Origin of the sequence: Pseudomonas sichuanensis (genome assembly GCF_024749065.1) — a bacterium.
GTDB lineage: Bacteria > Pseudomonadota > Gammaproteobacteria > Pseudomonadales > Pseudomonadaceae > Aquipseudomonas > Aquipseudomonas sichuanensis.
Genome location: NZ_CP087185.1, coordinates 5,594,389 through 5,613,736, shown reverse-complemented (window position 1 = coordinate 5,613,736; position 19,348 = coordinate 5,594,389). Strand labels below are relative to the sequence as shown.

Here is a 19,348-nt window from a genome sequence, read left to right as displayed (position 1 = left end):
CCGCGCGGCGCATCGCGACACAAGGCCGCTCCTACATCTGTTTCGGGCCAGTCCCTCCTGTGCCATCACCTGGTCCGCCTTGTTGGTTCGACGCGGTTTCAGTGTGTGCGTTGCAGCCGCCTCACATGACTCAAGGCATGCACCAAGGCAGGCGCCGATACTTTCACAGGAATAATTGGCCCGAAACAGATGTAGGAGCGGCCTTGTGTCGCGATGCGCCGCGCGGGCGGCGCTCGATCTGATAGGCGCTGCAAAACTTTCGCCGAACACCTGTCAGCCCTGATGCAATCCCCCTCAAACCCCCTGGCTACGCACCCATTCCAGCAACGACTGCAACGGAAACGCCCCAGCCTGCCGCGCCACTTCGCGCCCATTCCTGAACAGAATCAAACTGGGGATCGAGCGAATGCCCAGTTGCCCGGCAAGGTTGCGGTTGGCTTCGCTGTCCAGCTTGGCCAGGCGGCAACGGCCAGCCAGCTGGCGGGCGGCCTGTTCGAAGGTGGGGGCGAAGCTCTTGCACGGGCCACACCAGTCGGCCCAGACATCCAGCAGCAGCGGCAGGTCGCCCTTGATCTGGGCGGCGTAGTTGCTTTCGCTGAGCTCGAACGGGGTGCTCAACAGCACATCCTGTTTGCAGCGGCCGCATTTCGGGCTGTCGCCCAGGCGGTCGGCGGGGATGCGGTTGAGGCCGTTGCAGTGGGGGCAGGGGATTACCAAGGGTGCACTCATGTATAACTCCTTTGGCCATCGTGGGAGCGGGCTTGCCCCGCGATGGCGTCAGATCAGGCAGTGTTGTTGTAGCGGCTGACGCTATCGCGGGGCAAGCCCGCTCCCACAGGTCAGGATGAGCAACTGATCTCCAGATGCTTGCCCCACTCCGGCGGCCGCTCGGCATAAGCCTGCATTCCAGCCTGTTCTTCGAACGGCGTGCTCAACACCTGATGCAGCCGCCGCACCTCACTGTAGTCACCCGCCTCAGCCGCTTCGATGGCCTTCTGCGCCAGGTAGTTGCGCAGCACATACAACGGATTGACCGCATGCATCCGCTCACGCCGCCCCTCGGCGTTACCCGGCTCGCGTTGGCAGCGCGCCAGGTATTCGGCGCCCCAGGCGTCGAAACCGGCCAGGTCGATGAAATCGTCGCGTACCACTTGCAGGGCTTCGGCTACAGGCCGCTCGCCGAGCTTGCGGAAGAACAAGGTGTAGTCCACGCCACCGCTCTGCATGCGCTGCAGCAGGCGTTCGACCAGCGCCATGTCGTCATCTTCGGCCGTGGTCAGGCCCAGGCGGCGGCGCATCAGGTCGAGGTAGTGAGCCTGGTACAGCGGCAGGAACAGCGCCAGCACTTCCTTGAGCGGCTCGACCTCGATCACCGTGGTCAGGGCCTGGGCCAGGGCGCTGAGGTTCCAGTGGGCAATCGGTACCTGGTTGGCGTAGCTGTAGCGGCCACGGTCGTCAGAGTGGTTGCAGATGAAGTTGGCGTCGAAGTCGTCGAGGAAGGCGTAAGGGCCGAAGTCGAAGGTGATGCCAAGGATCGACATGTTGTCGGTGTTCATCACCCCGTGGCAGAAACCATAGGCCTGCCAGCGGGCGATCAGCTCGGCGTTGCGCTCGACGATGGTGCGGAACATGGCCAGGTAGGGCTGCTCGGCGTCGCGGCATTCGGGGTAGTGCTGCTCCAGTACATGGTCGATCAGCACCCGCTGCTGCTCGGGCTGCTTGGTGTAGTAGAAGTATTCGAAGTGGCCGAAGCGCACGTGGCTCTGGGCCAGGCGCAGGAGCATGGCGGCACTTTCGCGGGTTTCGCGCCACACCGGGGTGCTCGAGCCGATCACGCACAGTGCGCGGCTGCTGGGGATGCCCAGGGCGTGCAGGGCTTCGGAGGCGAGGAATTCACGGATCGACGAGCGCAGCACCGCGCGGCCGTCGCCCATGCGCGAGTAGGGGGTCTGGCCGGCGCCCTTGAGGTGCAGATCCCAGTGCTCGCCGGCGTCGTTGAGTACTTCGCCCAGCAGCAGGCCACGGCCATCGCCCAGGCGCGGGTTGTACGAGCCGAACTGGTGGCCGGAATAGACCATTGCCCGCGGGTCGGCTTCCTCCCACAGCTTGTGGCCGCCGAACAGCTCGGCGAACACCGGCAGTTCGGCCTGGGCCGGGTCGAGGTCGAGCAGGGCCATGGCCGATGTGCTGGCGACGACCAGGCGCGGCTCGGCAATCGGCTCGGGCAGGACCTGGGTGGAGAAGGCGTCGCCGAGCTGGGCGAAGCGGTTGTCGAAGCTGAGGTGGTCGAGGGACTTCACGGGCTGCTCCTGGATTCGGTGCGATTGGGGCCGCTTTGCGGCCCTTCGCGGGTAAACCCGCTCCCACAGGGATCGCGCTGGCTGTGTGGGAGCGGGTTTGCCCGCGAACGAGGGCGTAGCCCTCGCATCGATTCTCGACAGGATAAAGGATCTGAGGCCCGTCAGGCCGGCTCAGTGCCGTCCGGCTTGGGTTTATCCATCGGAATCAACTGCTGCTTGCCGCCTTTGGTATCCATCAAGAACACCTCCACCTGGCGTACCGAGATCTTGATGTCGTGCGCCTTGAACTCGCGATTGATGTAGCGGTTGAGCTCATCCAGCGTCGGGTTGCGGTCGCCCAGGTCGCGCACATGCATGCGCAGCTCATGGTCCAGCGAACTCTCGCCGAAGTTGAGGAAGTACACGATCGGCTCCGGGTCCTTGAGCACCCGCGGGTTCTCGTGGGCGCCCTTGAGCAGGATGTCGCGCACCAGGTCCAGGTCCGAGCCGTAGTCGATGCCCAGTTTCAGCGTTACCCGGGTGACCGTGTCGGTCAGCGACCAGTTGATCAGTTGGCCGGTGATGAAGGTCTTGTTGGGGACGATGATGTCCTTGCGGTCGAAGTCGGTGATGGTGGTGGCGCGGATGCGGATCTTGCTTACCGTGCCGGACAGGTTGCCGATGGTGATGGTGTCGCCGATCCGTACCGGGCGCTCGAAGAGGATCATGATGCCGGAGATGAAGTTGGCGAAGATCTCCTGCATGCCGAAGCCCAGGCCCACCGACAGCGCCGCCACCAGCCATTGCAGCTTGTCCCAGCTGACCCCGAGGGTCGACAGGGTACTGACGATGCCGACCCCGACGATGATGTACGACAGCAGCGTGGTGGTGGCGTAGGCGCTGCCCTGGGCCAGGTTCAACCGCGACAGCACCAGCACTTCGAGCAGGCCCGGCAAGTTGCCGGCCAGGGCGAAGGTGATGCCGACGATCACCAGCGCCCCCAGCAGGTCGCCGAGGCTGATCGGCACCATGCTGGCGGCGGCGCCAGTGCCGCTGGTGTATTCGTAGAGGGTGAAGTTGTTGAGGTACGAGAACACCGAAATCAGGTCTGCCCACACCCAGTACAGGCCGGCGATGAAACCACCCAGCAGGGCCAGGCGGATCAGGCGCAGGGACTGCTGGTTGACCTGTTCGATGTCCAGGGTCGGCTCTTCGACCGGTACTTCGCCGTCCAGGCCTTCCTTGACCGCCTGGCGTTTGCTCAGGGCGCGCTGGTAGGCCAGACGCCGTGCCGCCACCGACAGGCCACGCACGAATGCGGCCTCGATCACCAGCCAGAACAGCAGCAGATAGAGGGTGTAGATCAGGCGGTCGGTGAGTTTGAGCGCGGTGTAGTAGTAGCCGAAGCACACCGCCACGAACAGGGCGATAGGCAGTGCGGTGAAGGCCACCCCGACCGCGCGGCGGAACAGCGAGGTGTCGCGGTGCGCCGGGCTGCTCAGCAGCAGGCGGCTGAGCAGCCAGGCCATCAGGGCATAGCAGGCCAGCACCACGCCGATGCCCAGCACGTCGTCGGCCAGTGCCGAGGGCTGGTGCTCGGCCACCGCCACCACGCCCACCAGGGCCAGCACCACGGTACCCAGGCGGCGCACCCAGCCACGCAGGAACTCGACCTGCGGCTTGTGCCAGCGGAAGTGGATCTCGGCCACGCCGCCCGGGGCGAGGATGCGGTAGGCGGTGTAGAACACCAGCCAGGCCTGGGCCAGTTGCCAGAGCGCGGCGCCGAGGTTGGCGTTCTGCCCGCGGGCGTCGATCTGCAGGGCGTAGCTGCCCAGCGCCAGGGCCAGGGCCACCGGCATGGCCAGGAGGATGTTGATCAGGATCGCCTGGGGCGTGTGCCACTGGCTGTCACGCTTGAAGTGGCCGATGTCCTGGTGAACCTTGCCCAGGCGCTGGTACAGGTACTTGCGTCGCCACAGCAGGGCGCCGATCACCAGCAGCAGCGGCAGGAACAGCAGCGGGCGCTGGCTGAGGCCGTCGGCCAGCTCCTTGATCCCCGAGCCCCAGGGCAGGCTGGCGACCTGTTCGGCCAGGCGCTCCGGCACGAAGCGCAGCCATTCCCAGTCCAGCGGCTTGTTGCTGGGGATCCAGAACATCTGCTCATCCAGGGTGGTGCGCAGGTTCTGGGCGGTGCTGAGCAGTTGCTTCTGGTTCAGTTGCAGAGTGATCGATTCGTTGAGCAGCGCGGAGAGTTCGCGGTTCAGGCGTTCGAGCAGGTCGCCGCGGGTGATCGCCACTTCCAGCAGGGCCTTGCGCAACTGCGGTGTGGCCTCTTCCTGCGGCTGGTTGGCCAGCAGCTTGTCCACATAGCTGGACGGGCTGCTCATCTGCTCGCGTTGCTGGTTGATCTCGAACTGGTACAGGCGGATATCGGCGATCTGGTCAGCCAGGTCGCGGTCGACTTTCAGGTGCGGCAGGGCCTGTTTCTGTTTGTAGAGGATCTTCGACAGCAGCAGGCTGCCCTTGAGCACGTTGATCTGCTCGTCCAGCGCCTGGTCGGCCTGGGTCAGGCTGTCCAGCTGCTGCTTGGTCCTGAGGTTCTGCTGGGTCAGCTCGTTCAGGCGGTCGGTGCTTTTGAGCAGGTAATCCGAGAGTTTGAGGTTGGCGGTGCTCTCGTTGGCCAGCACGGTGCTGCCGCCGGCCTTCTGCGCTTCGATCGACTGCTGGGTGACGGCCTGCTGGGATTGGGCCAGGCGCTTGTCGTTGATCAGCGTCTGCAGGTCCTGGATCTCTTGCTCAAGCCGCGCCGCGCGGGCGATCAGCAGGTCGTGACGGGCGTTGCCCAGGTCTTGCAGCTGGCTGTTGGCGGCCAGTTCCTGACGGCGCAGCAGGGTCAGGGCGTTGAGCGAGGCCAGTTCGGCGTTGAGCTGGTTGCGCAGGTCGCTGGTCAGCGCCTTGCCGCCGTCCTTGCCGCTCTTGAGGCTGTTGTTGATCTGCTGGGCGCGGGTCTGGTTGCTGCTGATCTCGGCCTGGGCCCGTTCGGGCCGGGTCTGCGAGTTGATGATCAGGCTGTTGGCTTCGGACAGGGCTTTCTGCAACTCGCCCTGCTGGGTGCTGCGCTCGCTGAGCATCTGTTCGAGCTGCGGCACTGTAAGGTTGGCGTAGCGTTGGGCAACGGGTATGGCGCTGGCGCCCTTGAGCTTGATCAGCTCGCGCTGGCTGTCGCGGGTTTCCTGGGGGGCAGAGGCCAGTTGCTGCTTGAGGGCTTCAAGCTTCTGCTCGCTGTCCTCCTTGCTGGCCAGCAGCGCCAGGGTCTGCTCCAGCACTTGCTGCACGGCTTTCTGTTCGGCTTCGGGCAGCTTGCGCTCGGCGATCTTGTCGAGGCTGTTCTGAATGCCCGAGGTGGTCGGGACCTCCGCCGCGGCGGCCGCGAACGAGAGGGTCAGGCACAGCCCCAGCAGGGCTGCGCGGCAGTAATGGCGCAGGGACATAGGCAGGATTCTTGTGCTACGGGGCAAATCGGAGTTTAGAGGAACAAGCCGGGGCCAGGCCGGGTACCTTCGGGGAATCTGACGCCGACTTTCTGGATCTTGTTCCCGTCCATGACCGCGACGGTCCAGATCGTGCCGTGCCATTCGATCTGGTCGCCTACTACTGGAGCGCCTCCGACCTTCTGTCGGATGAACTGCGCCAGCGGCATTTTCGCGTCCAGGCCGTCGAGTTTCAGGCCATAAAGTGCCGCCACCGCGCCCAGTTCGGCATCGCCTTCGAGCACGAAGTCGCCGAAGAAGCGCAGGTCCAGGCCACGTTGCGGTGCCTGGCTGAACAGCTTGCCCAGCGCCGGCAGGTTGTGTTCGTGGCCGATCACGCAGAGCATGTCGCCGACTTCCAGCACGGTACTGCCCGAGGGGTGCAGCAGTTGTTCGCTGCGAAACAGCGCGGCGATGCGCGTGCCCTCGGGCATCTTCAGTTCGCGCAGGGCGGCGCCGATGCACCACTTCTCGGCGCCCAGGCGGTAGACGAACAGCTCCCACTCGCTGGTGATGTGCACTTCCAGCGCCGAGCGCGAAATCGGTGCCGGGTCTGGCGGTACCGTGACCTTGAGCAGCTTGGCCATCCACGGCAGGCTGGTGCCCTGCACCAGCAGCGACACCAGCACGATGAAGAACGCCAGGTTGAAGAACAGCTGCGCGTCCGGCAGGCCGGCCATCAGCGGGAACACCGCGAGGATGATCGGTACCGCGCCGCGCAGGCCGACCCAGCTGATGAAGCCCTTTTCACGGCCGTGGAAGGCCTTGAACGGCAGCAGCGCGGCGACCACCGACAGCGGCCTGGCAACCACGATCATCCACAGCGCCAGGCCCAGTGCCGGCAGGGCGATGGGCAGCAGGTCGTGGGGCGTGACCAAAAGGCCCAGCACCAGGAACATGCCGATCTGCGCAAGCCAGGCCATGCCGTCGAGCATGTGCAGGATGCCGTGGCGGCTGCGTACCGGCTTGTTGCCCAGCACCAGGCCGCACAGGTAGACGGCGAGGAAGCCGCTGCCGTGCAGGGCGTTGGTCAGCGAGAACACTGCAAGGCCGCCGGCTATCACCAGGATCGGGTACAGGCCGCCGGCCAGGTTGATGCGGTTGACCAGTTGCAGCATCAGCCAGCCGCCGCCCAGGCCCAGCAGCGTACCGATGCCGAATTCGCGCAGCAGGTGGGTGAGCAGGCTCCAGTGCAGGCCGGTCTGGCCGCTGGCGATCATGTCGATCAGGGTAACGGTGAGGAACACCGCCATCGGGTCGTTGCTGCCCGACTCGATTTCCAGGGTGGCCGTGACCCGTTCGTTGAGGCCTTTGCCGCCGAGCAGCGAGAACACTGCCGCAGCGTCGGTGGAGCCGACGATGGCGCCGATCAGCAGGCCCTGGATCATGCTCAGGTTGAACAGCCAGGCGGCGACCATGCCGGTCAGCGCGGTAGTGATCATCACGCCCACCGTGGCCAGCGACAGCGCCGGCCACAAGGCTACGCGAAAGCTGGCTACCCGAGTGCGCAGGCCGCCGTCGAGCAGGATCACCGCCAGCGCCAGGTTGCCCACCAGGTAGGCGGTCGGGTAGTTGTTGAAGATGATGCCGCCGCCATCCACGCCGGCGACCATGCCGACGGCGAGGATGATGACCAGGATCGGGATGCCCAGGCGCGATGACAGCGAGCTGACCAGGATACTTGCACCCACCAGCAATGCGCCGATCAAGAACAGGCTGTTGATGGTGCTTGCATCCAAAGGCAGGTACTCCGGGACAGCGGGGGAATGAGGGACGTGCAGCCGTGAACTAGCAGGTCGCGTGCCAATCGATTCTAACCTGATGAATTGGCAGGCTGTAAAGCGTTTCCGTATATGAAAAAAGGCACCTCGAGAGGTGCCTTTTCTTGTGTTGCCTATGCGGGCCCTTTCGCGGGTGAACCCGCTCCCACAGGCATATCACTGGCCTCAAGGGCAGTGTGGGACCTGTGGGAGCGGGTTTACCCGCGAAGAGGCCGGTGCAGGCTTACGCCTGCTTCACTTCCCGCATCGGCTTGCCCTTCACCGGTGCATCGCCCGCCACGTAGTACTTGGCGGTGCTGCGCGGCAGTGGCTTGCGGCCACGGATCTTGTCGGAGATTTTCTCGGCGATCATGATCGTGGTGGCGTTGAGGTTGCCGGTGATGATCAGCGGCATGATCGACGCGTCGACCACACGCAGGCCCTGCATGCCATGCACGCGGCCTTCGCCATCCACTACCGCCATGTCGTCGGTACCCATCTTGCACGAGCAGGACGGGTGGAAGGCGGTTTCGGCGTGCTCGCGGATGAACTTGTCCAGCTCTTCGTCGGTTTGCACGTGGGCGCCCGGGCTGATCTCACGACCGCGGTACGGGTCCAGCGCTGGCTGGGCCATGATTTCGCGGGTCAGGCGGATGCCGTCGCGGAACTCCTGCCAGTCCTGCTCGGTGGACATGTAGTTGAACAGGATGCTCGGGTGCTGGCGCGGGTTCTTCGACTTGGCCTGGATGCGACCACGGGCAGGCGAGCGCATGGAGCCCATGTGCGCCTGGAAGCCGTGCTCTTTCACGCCGTTGGAGCCGTTGTAGTTAATCGCTACCGGCAGGAAGTGGTACTGGATGTTCGGCCACTTGAACTCAGGGCGAGTACGGATGAAACCACCGGCCTCGAACTGGTTGCTGGCGCCGATGCCGGTGCCGTTGAACATCCACTCGGCGCCAATGGCCGGCTGGTTCCACCACAGCAGCGATGGGTACAGCGACACCGGCTGGGTGCAGGCGTACTGCAGGTACAGCTCCAGGTGGTCCTGCAGGTTCTCGCCGACGCCCGGCAGGTCGTGAACGACCGGGATGTCGAGGCTTTCCAGCAGGGCGCGCGGGCCGACGCCGGAACGCTGCAGCAGCTGCGGCGAGGCGATGGCGCCGGAGCTGACGATGACTTCCTTGCGCGCACGGGCTTCGACACGCTCTTCGCTGTCGCCGACCAGGTAGGTCACGCCAACGGCGCGCTTGCCGTCGAACAGCACGCGGTCGCTCAGGGCGTGGGTGACGATGGTCAGGTTCGGGCGCTTCTTGGCCTGGTCCAGGTAGCCACGGGCGGTGCTGGAGCGGCGGCCGTTCTTGGTCACCGAACGGTCCATCGGGCCGAAGCCTTCCTGCTGGTAGCCGTTCAGGTCTTCGGTGCGCGGGTAGCCGGCTTGCACGCCTGCTTCGACCATGGCGTGGAACAGTGGGTTGTTGCCGGCCTTGGGCGTGGCAACGCTGACCGGGCCTTCGCCGCCGTGGTAGTCGTTGGGGCCGATGTCGCGGGTTTCCGCTTTGCGGAAGTACGGCAGGCAGTCCAGGTAGGTCCAGTCTTCCAGGCCCGGCAGTTCAGCCCAGCCGTCGAAGTCCATGGCGTTGCCGCGGATGTAGCACATGCCGTTGATCAGCGAAGAGCCACCCAGGCCCTTGCCGCGGCCACATTCCATGCGGCGGCCGTCCATGAACGGCTCCGGGTCGGTCTCGTAGGCCCAGTTGTAGCGGCGGCCCTGCAGCGGGAAGGCCAGGGCGGCCGGCATCTGGGTGCGGAAGTCGAAGCGGTAGTCGGGGCCGCCGGCTTCCAGCAGCAGGACGGTGACGCTGGCGTCTTCGGTCAGGCGGGTGGCCAGGGTGTTACCGGCCGAGCCGGCACCGACGATGATGTAGTCATATTCCATGGCATTTCTCCGAAATGCAGCGGCAAGCTTCTAGCTACAAGCTGCAAGGAAAGCAGTCGTGCGAAGCTTGCGAATGGATTAGGCCTGCAAGGGCCGGTGGCATGACGCCGACCGGCTCTTTCTTGCAGCTTGAGGCTTGAAGCTTGCAGCTCTCGGTCTTAGAAGACCGAGTTGTAGCCGCCCAGCTCGACCTGGACCGACTTGATGCGAGTGTATTGAGCCAGCGAGCTGACACCGTTCTCACGGCCGACGCCCGACTGCTTGTAGCCGCCAACCGGCATTTCTGCCGGCGACTCGCCCCAGGCGTTGATCCAGCAGATGCCGGCTTCCAGCTGGTGGATGATGCGGTGGGCGCGGCTGATGTCGTTGGTGCAGACACCGGCGGCCAGGCCGTATTCGGTGTCGTTGGCACGGCGGATGACTTCTTCCTCGGTCTCGTAGCTGAGGATGCTCATCACTGGGCCGAAGATCTCTTCCTTGACGATGGTCATGTCGTCGGTGCAGTCGGTGAACACGGTCGGGGCAACGAAGGCGCCCTTGGCGAAGTCACCCTCGGTCAGACGCTCGCCGCCGCACAGCACGCGGGCACCTTCTTCTTTGCCCTTGGCGATGTAGCCCAGCACGCTTTCCATGTGGGCGAAGCTGACCAGTGGGCCGAAGTTGGTGTTCTCGTCTTCCGGGTTGCCGACGCGGATGCGGGCAACGCGTTCGGCGATCTTGGCTTCGAAGGCCGCTTTCATCGGGGCAGGGATGAACACGCGGGTGCCGTTGGTGCAGACCTGACCGGAGCTGTAGAAGTTGGCCATCATGGCGATGTCGGCGGCCTTGTCCAGGTCGGCGTCGGCGCAGATGATCAGCGGCGACTTGCCGCCCAGTTCCATGGTGACTTCCTTGAGCGTCGAGCTCGAAGCGCTGGCCATGACTTTCTTGCCGGTGGTGGTGCCGCCGGTGAACGAGACTTTCTCGATGCGCGGGTGTTCGGTCAGCCAGGTGCCGACTTCACGGCCGCTGCCGGTCAGGACGTTGAACACGCCGTTCGGCAGGCCGGCTTCGGTGTAGATCTCGGCCAGTTTCAGGGTGGTCAGCGAGGTGACTTCCGATGGCTTGAAGATCATCGCGTTGCCGGCGGCCAGGGCCGGGGCGGATTTCCACAGGGCGATCTGGATCGGGTAGTTCCACGCGCCGATACCGGCGGTCACGCCCAGCGGTTCGCGGCGGGTGTAGACGAAGGACGATTCGCGCAGCGGGATCTGCTCGCCTTCGATGGCCGGTACCAGGCCTGCGTAGTACTCCAGCACGTCGGCGCCGGTGACGATGTCGACGTAGCGGGTTTCGGAGTACGACTTGCCGGTATCCAGGGTTTCCAGCTGGGCCAGCTCGTCGTTGCGCTCGCGCAGGATGTCGACGGCGCGGCGCAGGATGCGCGAACGCTGCATGGCAGTCATGGCAGCCCAGACCTTCTGACCGCGTTCGGCGCTTTCGACGGCCTTCTCGACGTCCGCCTGGGTGGCGCGCTGCACGTGGGCGAGGACTTCGCCGGTGGCCGGGTTGATGGCTTCGAAGGTGGCATCGCTGCCAGCGTCGACGTAAGCGCCATCAATGTAGAGTTTTTGCGTTCCGAAACGGGCCATAGTGTCCTCGCAAGTGCAGTGTGTGGTTGGCTGCCGCGTCACGCTCCTGCCGGTTGGCCAGTGGCTGTGCGCGGTGTTTCAGCGGCCTGGTCGTTGGTGCCCAGGGTGTGCTGTTTAGCCAGTTGTAGATCCATGTATTCGTAAGCAATCCGTATTGCCTGGTCGGTGTCGAATGCGTCACCCGACAAGGCGCCACGCAACCATAGGCCGTCGATCAGGGCCGCCAGCCCGCGGGCAGCCTTGCGCGCATGGTAGAGCGGCAGGGCGCGGCGGAACTGGCAGCACAGGTTGGAATACAGGCGGTGATCGTTGATCCGCTGCAACCTGTGCAAAGACGGCTGGTGCATGCTGGAGGCCCAGAAGGCCAGCCAGGTTTTCATTGCCGGGCCGTTCACCTGGCTCGCATCGAAGTTGCCTTCGATGATCACCTTCAGGTGAGCGCGCGGGCTGTCGTCCGTCAGGGCCTGGCGACGTGCGGCCACGCCCTCGTTGAGCATGCTCATGATGTAGCCCATCGTCGCTGCGATCAGGCCGTTCTTGTCCTGAAAGTAGTGACTGATGATGCCGTTCGACACACCGGCCAAACGGGCAATCAGCGCAATGCTGGCGTCCCCCAGTCCGACCTGATCGACCGCCTGCAGGGTGGCTTCGATCAACTGCTGGCGGCGGATGGGTTGCATACCGACCTTGGGCATCTTGCTATCTCCTCAGGCCTGCGAGCAGACGACGGGCGGCTGACTCGGCGAAGGCCAGTCTATTTTGTTTTGATTGAACGTTCAATCAATAAAGAATAAGCTCTGCGACAATTTGTGCCATTGACAGTTTTCAAGCGGTCAACGGGACACGGATTGACACCCCAGGAAATCGCGTAACCCCCCGGAATACAAGGCGTTGACGGGCATGAGCGATGCAAAGACAGATTCTGCCGAGCGGTCACAGGCTGCGCGGTCGGCCCTTGGAGCGGGCCTGGTGGCTGTGGCGAATGCGCACACTCCTCAACGGAGATGCGGATCGGCGACAGGTCACCCGTCTGTTTTCTTGCAGCGTTTCTAATCGGGATCACGGTTTCCAGGGTGCCTTTTATAACACCTGACGCTGTAGGGCTATTGCACCAATTGCGTCGGACATAACTGTTTAGCCTCCACTGCCGCACTGCCCGGAGCATTCGTGCAATGAGTTCTGCTTCCCTAACCAACCCCCCTGCCGAGCGGGTACGGGTCAACCGCGTGGTGTTCTACACCTCGGCGCTGCTGATCCTCGTTCTGACGGCCTTGCTGATCGCTGTACCCGAAACCGCCGGCCAGGTGCTCGGTGTCGCCCAGAAATGGCTGACCCGCACCTTCGGCTGGTACTACATGCTGGTAATCTGCGGTTACCTGCTGTTCGTCGTTTACCTGGCCTTCTCCGACTACGGCAAGCTCAAGCTGGGCGGCAAGGACGACACCCCCGATTTCAGCTACGGCGCCTGGGCCGGCATGCTGTTCTCCTCCGGCATCGGTATCTCGCTGCTGTACTTCGGCGCATCCGAGCCGCTGGACCACTACTTCAACCCACCGGAAGGCACGCCTGCCAGCCTCGAGGCCGCGCGCCAGGGCCTGCAACTGACCTTCCTGCACTGGGGCCTGCACGGCTGGGCGATCTACGCCCTGGTGGGCCTGGCCGTGGGCTACTTCGCCTACCGCCACAACCAGCCGCTGGCACTGCGCTCGGCGCTGTACCCGCTGGTCGGTGAGCGTTGGGTCAAGGGCGGTGCCGGCCATGCCGTGGACATCTTCGGCATGTTCGTCACCCTGCTGGGCCTGGTGACCAACCTGGGGATCGGTTCAATGCAGGTGGCCTCGGGCCTCGAGTACCTGTTCGGCATGGACCACAGCAAGACCAACCTGCTGGCGGTGATCCTGACCATGGCCGGCGTGGCCACCATCGCTGCGGTGTCGGGCGTGGAGAACGGCATTCGTCGTTTGTCCAACCTGAACATCCTGCTGTTCAGCGGCCTGCTGATCTTCGTGCTGCTGGCCGGCAACACCCTGCACCTGTTCAACGCCTTCGTGCAGAACATCGGCGATTACCTCAACGGCATCGTGCTGAAGACCTTCGACCTCTATGTGTACGAAGGCGCAGGTGACAAATCCGAGCGCTGGCTGGGCCTGTGGACCGTGTTCTACTGGGCCTGGTGGATCTCCTGGGGCCCGTTCGTCGGCATGTTCATCGCCCGTATTTCCAAGGGCCGTACCGTGCGTCAGCTGGTCAGTGGCGTGCTGCTGATCCCGCTGGGCTTCACCCTGGCCTGGCTGTCGATCTTCGGTAACACCGCGCTGGACCTGGTGATCAACCAGGGCGCCGTGGAGCTTGGCAAGACTGCGCTCGAACAGCCGTCGATGTCGATCTACCAGTTACTCGAATACTTCCCAGCGTCGAAAATCGTCATCGGTGTAGCGGTGTTCGTCGGCTTCGTGCTGTTCCTCACCCCGGCCGACTCGGGCGCCGTGATGATGGCCAACCTGTCGTGCAAAGGCGGCAAGGTGGACGAAGACGCTCCGCACTGGATGGTGGTGTTCTGGTCGGTGGTGATCACCCTGGTGACCATCGGCCTGCTGTTCGCCGGTAACTTCGAAGCCATGCAGACCATGGTGGTGCTGGCTGGCCTGCCGTTCTCGGTGGTGCTGGTGCTGTTCATGTTCGGCCTGATGAAGGCGATGAAGCAGGACGTTGCCGTCGAGAGCGAGCGCGCCGAACTGGCCGCCCGTGGCCGTCGCGGCTTCAGCGAGCGCCTGAGCCAGCTGGACCTGCAGCCGACCCAGGCCGTGGTGCAGCGCTTCATGGACAAGCAGGTCAGCCCGGCGCTCAAGGAAGCCGCCGAACAGCTGCGCACCCTGGGCTTCGAGGTCGAGACCCGCGTTGGCCAGTCGCGCAACATGATGGGCCTGCGGGTGATGATGGAAGAGGGCAACCCCTTCGTCTACGAAGCCAGCCTGGACGGTTACCTGGCCGCGCCGAGCGAGGCGCCGGTCGAAGGCGAGCCAGAGGTGCAGCAGCGCTTCTACCGCGCCGAGGTGTACCTGCACGACGGCAGCCAGGAATACGACCTGATGGGCTTCACCCGCGAGCAGATCGTGCGTGACGTGCTGGATCAGTTCGAAAGCCACCGCCAGTTGTTGGGGCGTGTGTACAGCTGATTGCTGTTGCTGTGAGGCAGAGGCCCGGTTCGAAAGAACCGGGCCTCTTTTGTTTCTTGCAGGTGATCGTTCAGCCGGATGATTAACCTGCGCAGCATTAATTAGTGCCTCCCGCCTTTCGCGAAATCGCACCCTCGGTGATCCATTCATCACCAAGGGTGACCTCGCATGCCAATCGAAACCAGAACCACACCGGACTACCAGCGCGCGGTGTCGCTGGCGTTCGCTGATCGCCCGACCTTGCGCCAGTTGGCCTCGCAGCAGGCCTTGCAAGTGCTTGCTGCGCGACTACGTGGCATTGCCGACGCCCAGTTACCGGATGCAGGCCCTGTCATCCTGGACATACCCTACGACGGGGCTGTCACTGGCCAGTACCGCCCTTATGATTCCTGGGTCTCGCGGCCACTGGTTGATGCTTTGCTCGATGCCCTGCGTCAGGGCTGCAAGCTGGAGGCGTTGGGCTTGGCAGGTGGAAGTTTCTCTGTCCGGGTTGCACCGCCATATTTCATGCGTGATGCCGCCGGCGAGTCGTTGGAGTTTGTCTCGGTAGCTGCGGACGGTGTGCTGGCTGAGCTGAACCAACTGGTGTCGGCACTGCCAGACCGGTTTCGCCAGGCTCAGGTCGACTACTGGGCGGCCGTCGGCTTCCATGGCGTTAGCCGGGATCGCTGGCTTGCGCAGGTCATCAAGTCGACCCTGCTGCAAAGCCTGCCTCTGCAAGACCTCAATGCCCAGCAACGTGACTGCGTGTTGGGGCTGCTCAAGGGAGGGGCTCAGCTACCTTCGGTGTTCAGCGTCGAGGTGCAACTGAACGATGGCGGTGACAGCCTCAACCAGTTGCAGACGCAACTGCTCGTGCGCGGCGAGTGGGACGAAGGCGAGCAGGTGCTGTGGTGCGCTCCCAGCGGGGTGGTCAAAGGGTTTTCCGGCTACGATGCCTTCGCCATGGCATTGCGCGATGAGTTGGCCGAGACCCAGCGGTTCACCTCGTTGACTTGGCGCCGCCATGAATGCACTGGCGATGTGTTTGCCGTGCAATGCGCCCTGTTGCTTGAGCGCATGCTAGGCCAGGTGGATCGCTGGCAGGTTTCGACGTTCGATGATGTGGCGTCGATGGAGCAATTCTATTCGGGCACCAGTGACCCCGCGCAGTGGTTCATCGCCGGTTATCACGCTGCGGACGAGGCCGGCGTCTCGACGCCTGTGGGGCTCTATCGCGCGCAGGCGCAAGACAAGTTTGCGTTCCAGTGCGGGCTGTTCGAGCTGGCTCTGGCGCAGGCCGAATCGCTAGGCAGCTCTGCCCTCGATGGTGTCGAAGACCTGCACAGCTACACCGATGCGCAGCTCAGGCAGCAGATGTTGCTGGATCAACCCGATGAAGCGAACTACCACGCCAACGACCTGCTGCTGACCCTGACCACTGCGCGGGGCGTGCCGGGGGGAGCAGGTGTGGGCCCTGGGGATGGCGTCATCGAAACCCGCAGCATCACGCTGACCGAGTTCGCCATCGGCAACCTGAGCGCGCTGGGCGATGCGCTGATCACGAAGATCGAGCATCGTAAAAAGCAACTGATCGCCCCCTGGTTGACTGCCGACTATCTACGATCACTGGTCGAGCGGGTGGACATCGGCGCTCGCTACCCCAGCTATGTGTCCGAGCAGCTCGACCCTGCCCTGCAGCCGGAGCGGGTCACCCGCTTTGCCCGCGAATGGCGCTGCTCCCTGCTGTTCACTGCCCTGGGCGCCAAGCTGGGCGGCACGCTGGGTGAGGCAGGCCTGCAAGCTATCGTCGACTATTGTGCTGGACGGGTAGATGCCCAGCGCCCCAGAACCACGCTCATGCCGCTGGCGTTTCAGCGCGCGGAGGATCATCCGGCCCCGGATCTGGTCATGGGCATGTTCGTGCTGCACTCGGTCGAGCCGTTTTCGTTGGTGCTTTATCGGCCGCTTTACGGCCAGCAGGCCTTGACCGAGTTCTCGGGGTTCGAGGCGCTGATGGCGGCGATTCGCGACGATAAGGCGCTTGGCGAAAGTGTCCTGCAATGGCTCGATCCCCAGGCTCGTCCGGTGTACGACCATGGTGGGTTCTTCGAGCCACACCTGGGGACACCGATCATTGATACCTCGCTGTCACCGGCCCGGGCAGATCCGCCGACCTTGGCCCGGCTGCCCTGGGTCGTGGAAGTCGATCGGCTGATGTACGACGCCAACCGTCGCTTGCTGGTCGAGTTGGCTGGCCGGCAATCGGTCTCTACTCGCCAGAGCCGCTGGGCCTTGTTACAGCGGGGCGCCTGGTTGCTGTTCGATGTGGCCACGCTGTTGCTGCGCGGGCCGATTGCCACGGTCGCCTGGCTGGCGCAGTCGGTGCTGGGGGTTGTGCACGATACGCAGGCATTCTCCGAGGGCAGCGAGTTCGAGCGCAGCGCGGCGGTGGTGGATGTGCTGCTGAATCTGGGCATGGCGCTTGCGCATGTACGCTTGCCGACGACCGATCTTGTCGGGCCGCCGCGCGTGGTTAAACCACTGCCACGGCTTGCCTTGGCCAGCACTGACAGCCGGCTGGCGGTAATGCCCGTACAAGGCGAGGCGTCACAGCTGGCCAGCCGTTCGAGTCAGGTGCTGGATTTCTCCTGGCGAGGCGCACAGGGGGTCAATGTGCTGACCTCCCAGGAGCGCAGGTCGCTTCGCGGTCTGGCTTCGGTCGTGGATCTGACGGGTGTGTCGCAGGAGGCCTCGGGGACCTATCAGGTGCAGGGCCGGCAGTACCTCTTGCTTGCCGGTGATACCTACCAGGTCGAATTGCTGGGAAGCGCTGCACGCATCGTGGGACCGCAGGATGCGCATGGGCCCTGGCTTGTACGGGAGCAGGGAGACTGGCGCATCGATACCAGGTTGCGACTGGCGGGGGCGGGCCTAAGGGGCGTCTGGAGCTGACGCAACAGAAGAACAAGAGCGACTTCGAGCAGTTGAACCAGCGCCAGAACGCGTTGCTTGCAGAGCGCAACCTCCTGGGTGATTTTTTCGCAGCGAGCAAGGACAAGTCCAAGGCCAAGGAAGCAGAACTCGATCGACTGCGTCAGCAGGCCAAGTTGATCACCGATCCTGGCCTGGCAGATAGGTTCGATGAGCGGATTGCCAGGGTCAAGGGAGAAGTTGCCAGTGCGAAGGCGCTTGTCATGGATGACCTCAAGAAGTTGCTGGACTACACCGTAAGGTTGGATGACGTGCTGACTTCAATGAGTGAGCAGCGCTTTGCATCTCAGGCTTTGATCGCTGTGCTTCCCCATCAGCGTGGCGTCATACGTCATGATTTGATCGGTTACGGCGTGGCGCTCTACAACGAGACCGTGGAACGGGTTAATGAGGTAGATCTGCCTGGTGTGCTCAATGGTATGGCCGCCAAGCCGGAGGGTGCCGAACAGCTGGAGCGTTATCGGTTTGCCAGGGCGCAGTTGGAAAAAGTGCTGAGCTGGCAGCTGGATCTGATCGAAGTCTCCGAGGTGCTGGATGTGCTGGCAGAGAGCTTGCCGAAAGACGGTATCGTGCTATGGGACGCGGCGCTTGATGCGAGGGTGGAGAAGCGTGAAGTCCTGAAGTTCCTGCAAGAAAGCCGCAAGCTCAGCGGAGTCGGCTTGCGCCTGCGGAGCTTGCTGGATCTTGGTGAGCTGAGCCTGGATCGTGTGGCCCCGGTGGAAGAGCGGGAATTGATCCAGGCGCTGGATTATCTGGCCGGGGACGAGCTCAAGAGCGCAGGCGCCGCCCATGAAAGGGTGATCACTGCCGACGGCCTGTCATTGACCACTCAACAGCAGGTGCTGGGTAGCACCTTGCAGACCTACCGGAGCACCCGAGTGCGCTTGGATTATCTGGCCGAAACCTGTCCCGAGCTGTTGGTAGAGGCCAAGGTCGGGCAATACAAGGACGTGCTGCACAGGCTGACCAGCCAGGCCGAACAACTGCTTGCGCAGGTGGTGCGCGAGCTTGAGCTATCGATACCGGCGCAGCCCAGGACGCGTCTATATGCCCAGCGCCCTGGCACCTTGCGCATGGCGCGTACCTATGACGGGCGCAGTGTGGTGGGCGCGGAAGTCGAGGTTTCTGGCGAGCGGGTTGTCCAGCAGCATGATGTCACTGGTCGGCAGGTGCTGCGCACATTCCGCCAGGACGGCGATACGTTCGTCGAGCAACCTCCTGCCGTGGAGGAGGAGCAAGGCAGCGAGGCAACGGTCGATGCTGGTCACGCCAGGGGTAAGGCCAGGGCCGCGTTGAGGCAGGTCAGCGGTGTGATCAGCCTGGTGCGCCAGTATGCCGAGGCACTAGACCCGTTTGGTGTCCGTACCATCATCGCCAATCATGTCAGCCAGCTAAAGGAGGCGGAGCAGCTGCTGACGCGGGCTGGCATCGAAAGCGAGTTCGGCAGTCGTCTGGCCGATGACATCGCGCACCTGGAATCGGTGCAGCGGGTCCACCTGATTTCCACTTACATCTCGACCAGACATCCTTCGGCCAGCGGCCTCAGGTTCCTGGTTGAAAAGGGGCTGGTTCGTATCACGCGGACCGTGAGCCGCAGGCCACTGGGGGGGCGTGATTTTCTCGACGTGTTCGAGATCAGGCGCGTGCCTGCGCCCGGCAAGGCCAAGGGTGTGGGGCTATGGGACGCGCACTTCCACTACCCGGCCGCCGACACGCCTGCGCGGGCGTTCAGCAAGGGGCACCTCAAACTGTGGGAGCAGCGCACGCTGGGGCGAGAGGCGCAGCTGCGCGCGGCTACCAGCACCGGTGAACTGCTGGCAATCTATCGCGGTAACCTGCGCTGGGCGGATGTCGAGGGCGTGATTCCCTTCGAGTGAAGGGCTGGCGCGTGTTAGGGCGCGTGTACAGTTGACGCCCGGCGGCTGAAAGCAACAAGGCCCTGTTCGTGAGAACAGGGCCTTGTTGCTTTCGAGATCGCAGGGCGTAAACCTTCATCAGGCTTGCCATATGTAATACCTGCAGCGGGAGCGCGCGACTGCATTCTTGAGCCTTTCTCGAGAAGG

At 63.8% G+C, this 19,348-nt stretch carries 10 protein-coding genes; 3 read left to right on the top strand and 7 right to left on the bottom strand.

The window, feature by feature from the left end:
- Positions 1–294: 294 nt before the first annotated feature.
- The 7 genes from trxC to betI form a co-directional block, all read right to left on the bottom strand.
- Complete coding sequence (gene trxC / locus LOY51_RS25190) at positions 295–729, bottom strand: thioredoxin TrxC (RefSeq protein WP_258643534.1); 435 nt, start codon at positions 727–729, stop codon at positions 295–297.
- 110 nt (positions 730–839) lie between these two features.
- Entirely contained in the window at positions 840–2,300 is a 1,461-nt protein-coding gene (selO, locus tag LOY51_RS25185) for a protein adenylyltransferase SelO (RefSeq protein WP_258643533.1), read from the bottom strand.
- A 161-nt stretch (positions 2,301–2,461) separates the two neighbouring features.
- Positions 2,462–5,770, bottom strand: coding sequence for a mechanosensitive channel MscK (gene mscK / locus LOY51_RS25180; RefSeq protein ID WP_125860833.1), 3,309 nt, complete (start codon positions 5,768–5,770; stop codon positions 2,462–2,464).
- A gap of 35 nt (positions 5,771–5,805) precedes the next feature.
- Positions 5,806–7,548, bottom strand: coding sequence for a potassium/proton antiporter (locus LOY51_RS25175; protein WP_110995330.1), 1,743 nt, complete (start codon positions 7,546–7,548; stop codon positions 5,806–5,808).
- Positions 7,549–7,813: 265 nt separating this feature from the next.
- Positions 7,814–9,505 carry a choline dehydrogenase gene (gene betA / locus LOY51_RS25170; protein WP_125465884.1) on the bottom strand — a complete coding sequence of 564 codons (1,692 nt, stop codon included), beginning with the start codon at positions 9,503–9,505 and terminating at the stop codon, positions 7,814–7,816.
- A 158-nt stretch (positions 9,506–9,663) separates the two neighbouring features.
- Positions 9,664–11,136: a betaine-aldehyde dehydrogenase gene (gene betB, locus LOY51_RS25165; RefSeq protein ID WP_125860831.1), complete on the bottom strand. Its 1,473-nt coding sequence runs from the start codon at positions 11,134–11,136 to the stop codon at positions 9,664–9,666.
- 38 nt (positions 11,137–11,174) lie between these two features.
- A complete protein-coding gene (gene betI / locus LOY51_RS25160; RefSeq protein ID WP_125465882.1) occupies positions 11,175–11,831 on the bottom strand; it encodes a transcriptional regulator BetI in 657 nt (218 codons plus the stop codon).
- A 477-nt stretch (positions 11,832–12,308) separates the two neighbouring features.
- Here betI and LOY51_RS25155 point away from each other — a divergent pair, with 477 nt between their 5' ends.
- The 3 genes from LOY51_RS25155 (at position 12,309) to LOY51_RS25145 (ending at position 19,162) form a co-directional block, all read left to right on the top strand.
- Positions 12,309–14,312, top strand: a complete 2,004-nt coding sequence (locus tag LOY51_RS25155; protein ID WP_125465881.1) for a BCCT family transporter — start codon at positions 12,309–12,311, stop codon at positions 14,310–14,312.
- Positions 14,313–14,480: 168 nt separating this feature from the next.
- Positions 14,481–17,246, top strand: coding sequence for a dermonecrotic toxin domain-containing protein (locus tag LOY51_RS25150; protein ID WP_258643531.1), 2,766 nt, complete (start codon positions 14,481–14,483; stop codon positions 17,244–17,246).
- A gap of 32 nt (positions 17,247–17,278) precedes the next feature.
- Complete coding sequence (locus LOY51_RS25145; RefSeq protein WP_258643529.1) at positions 17,279–19,162, top strand: hypothetical protein; 1,884 nt, start codon at positions 17,279–17,281, stop codon at positions 19,160–19,162.
- The last annotated feature ends 186 nt before the right edge of the window (positions 19,163–19,348 follow it).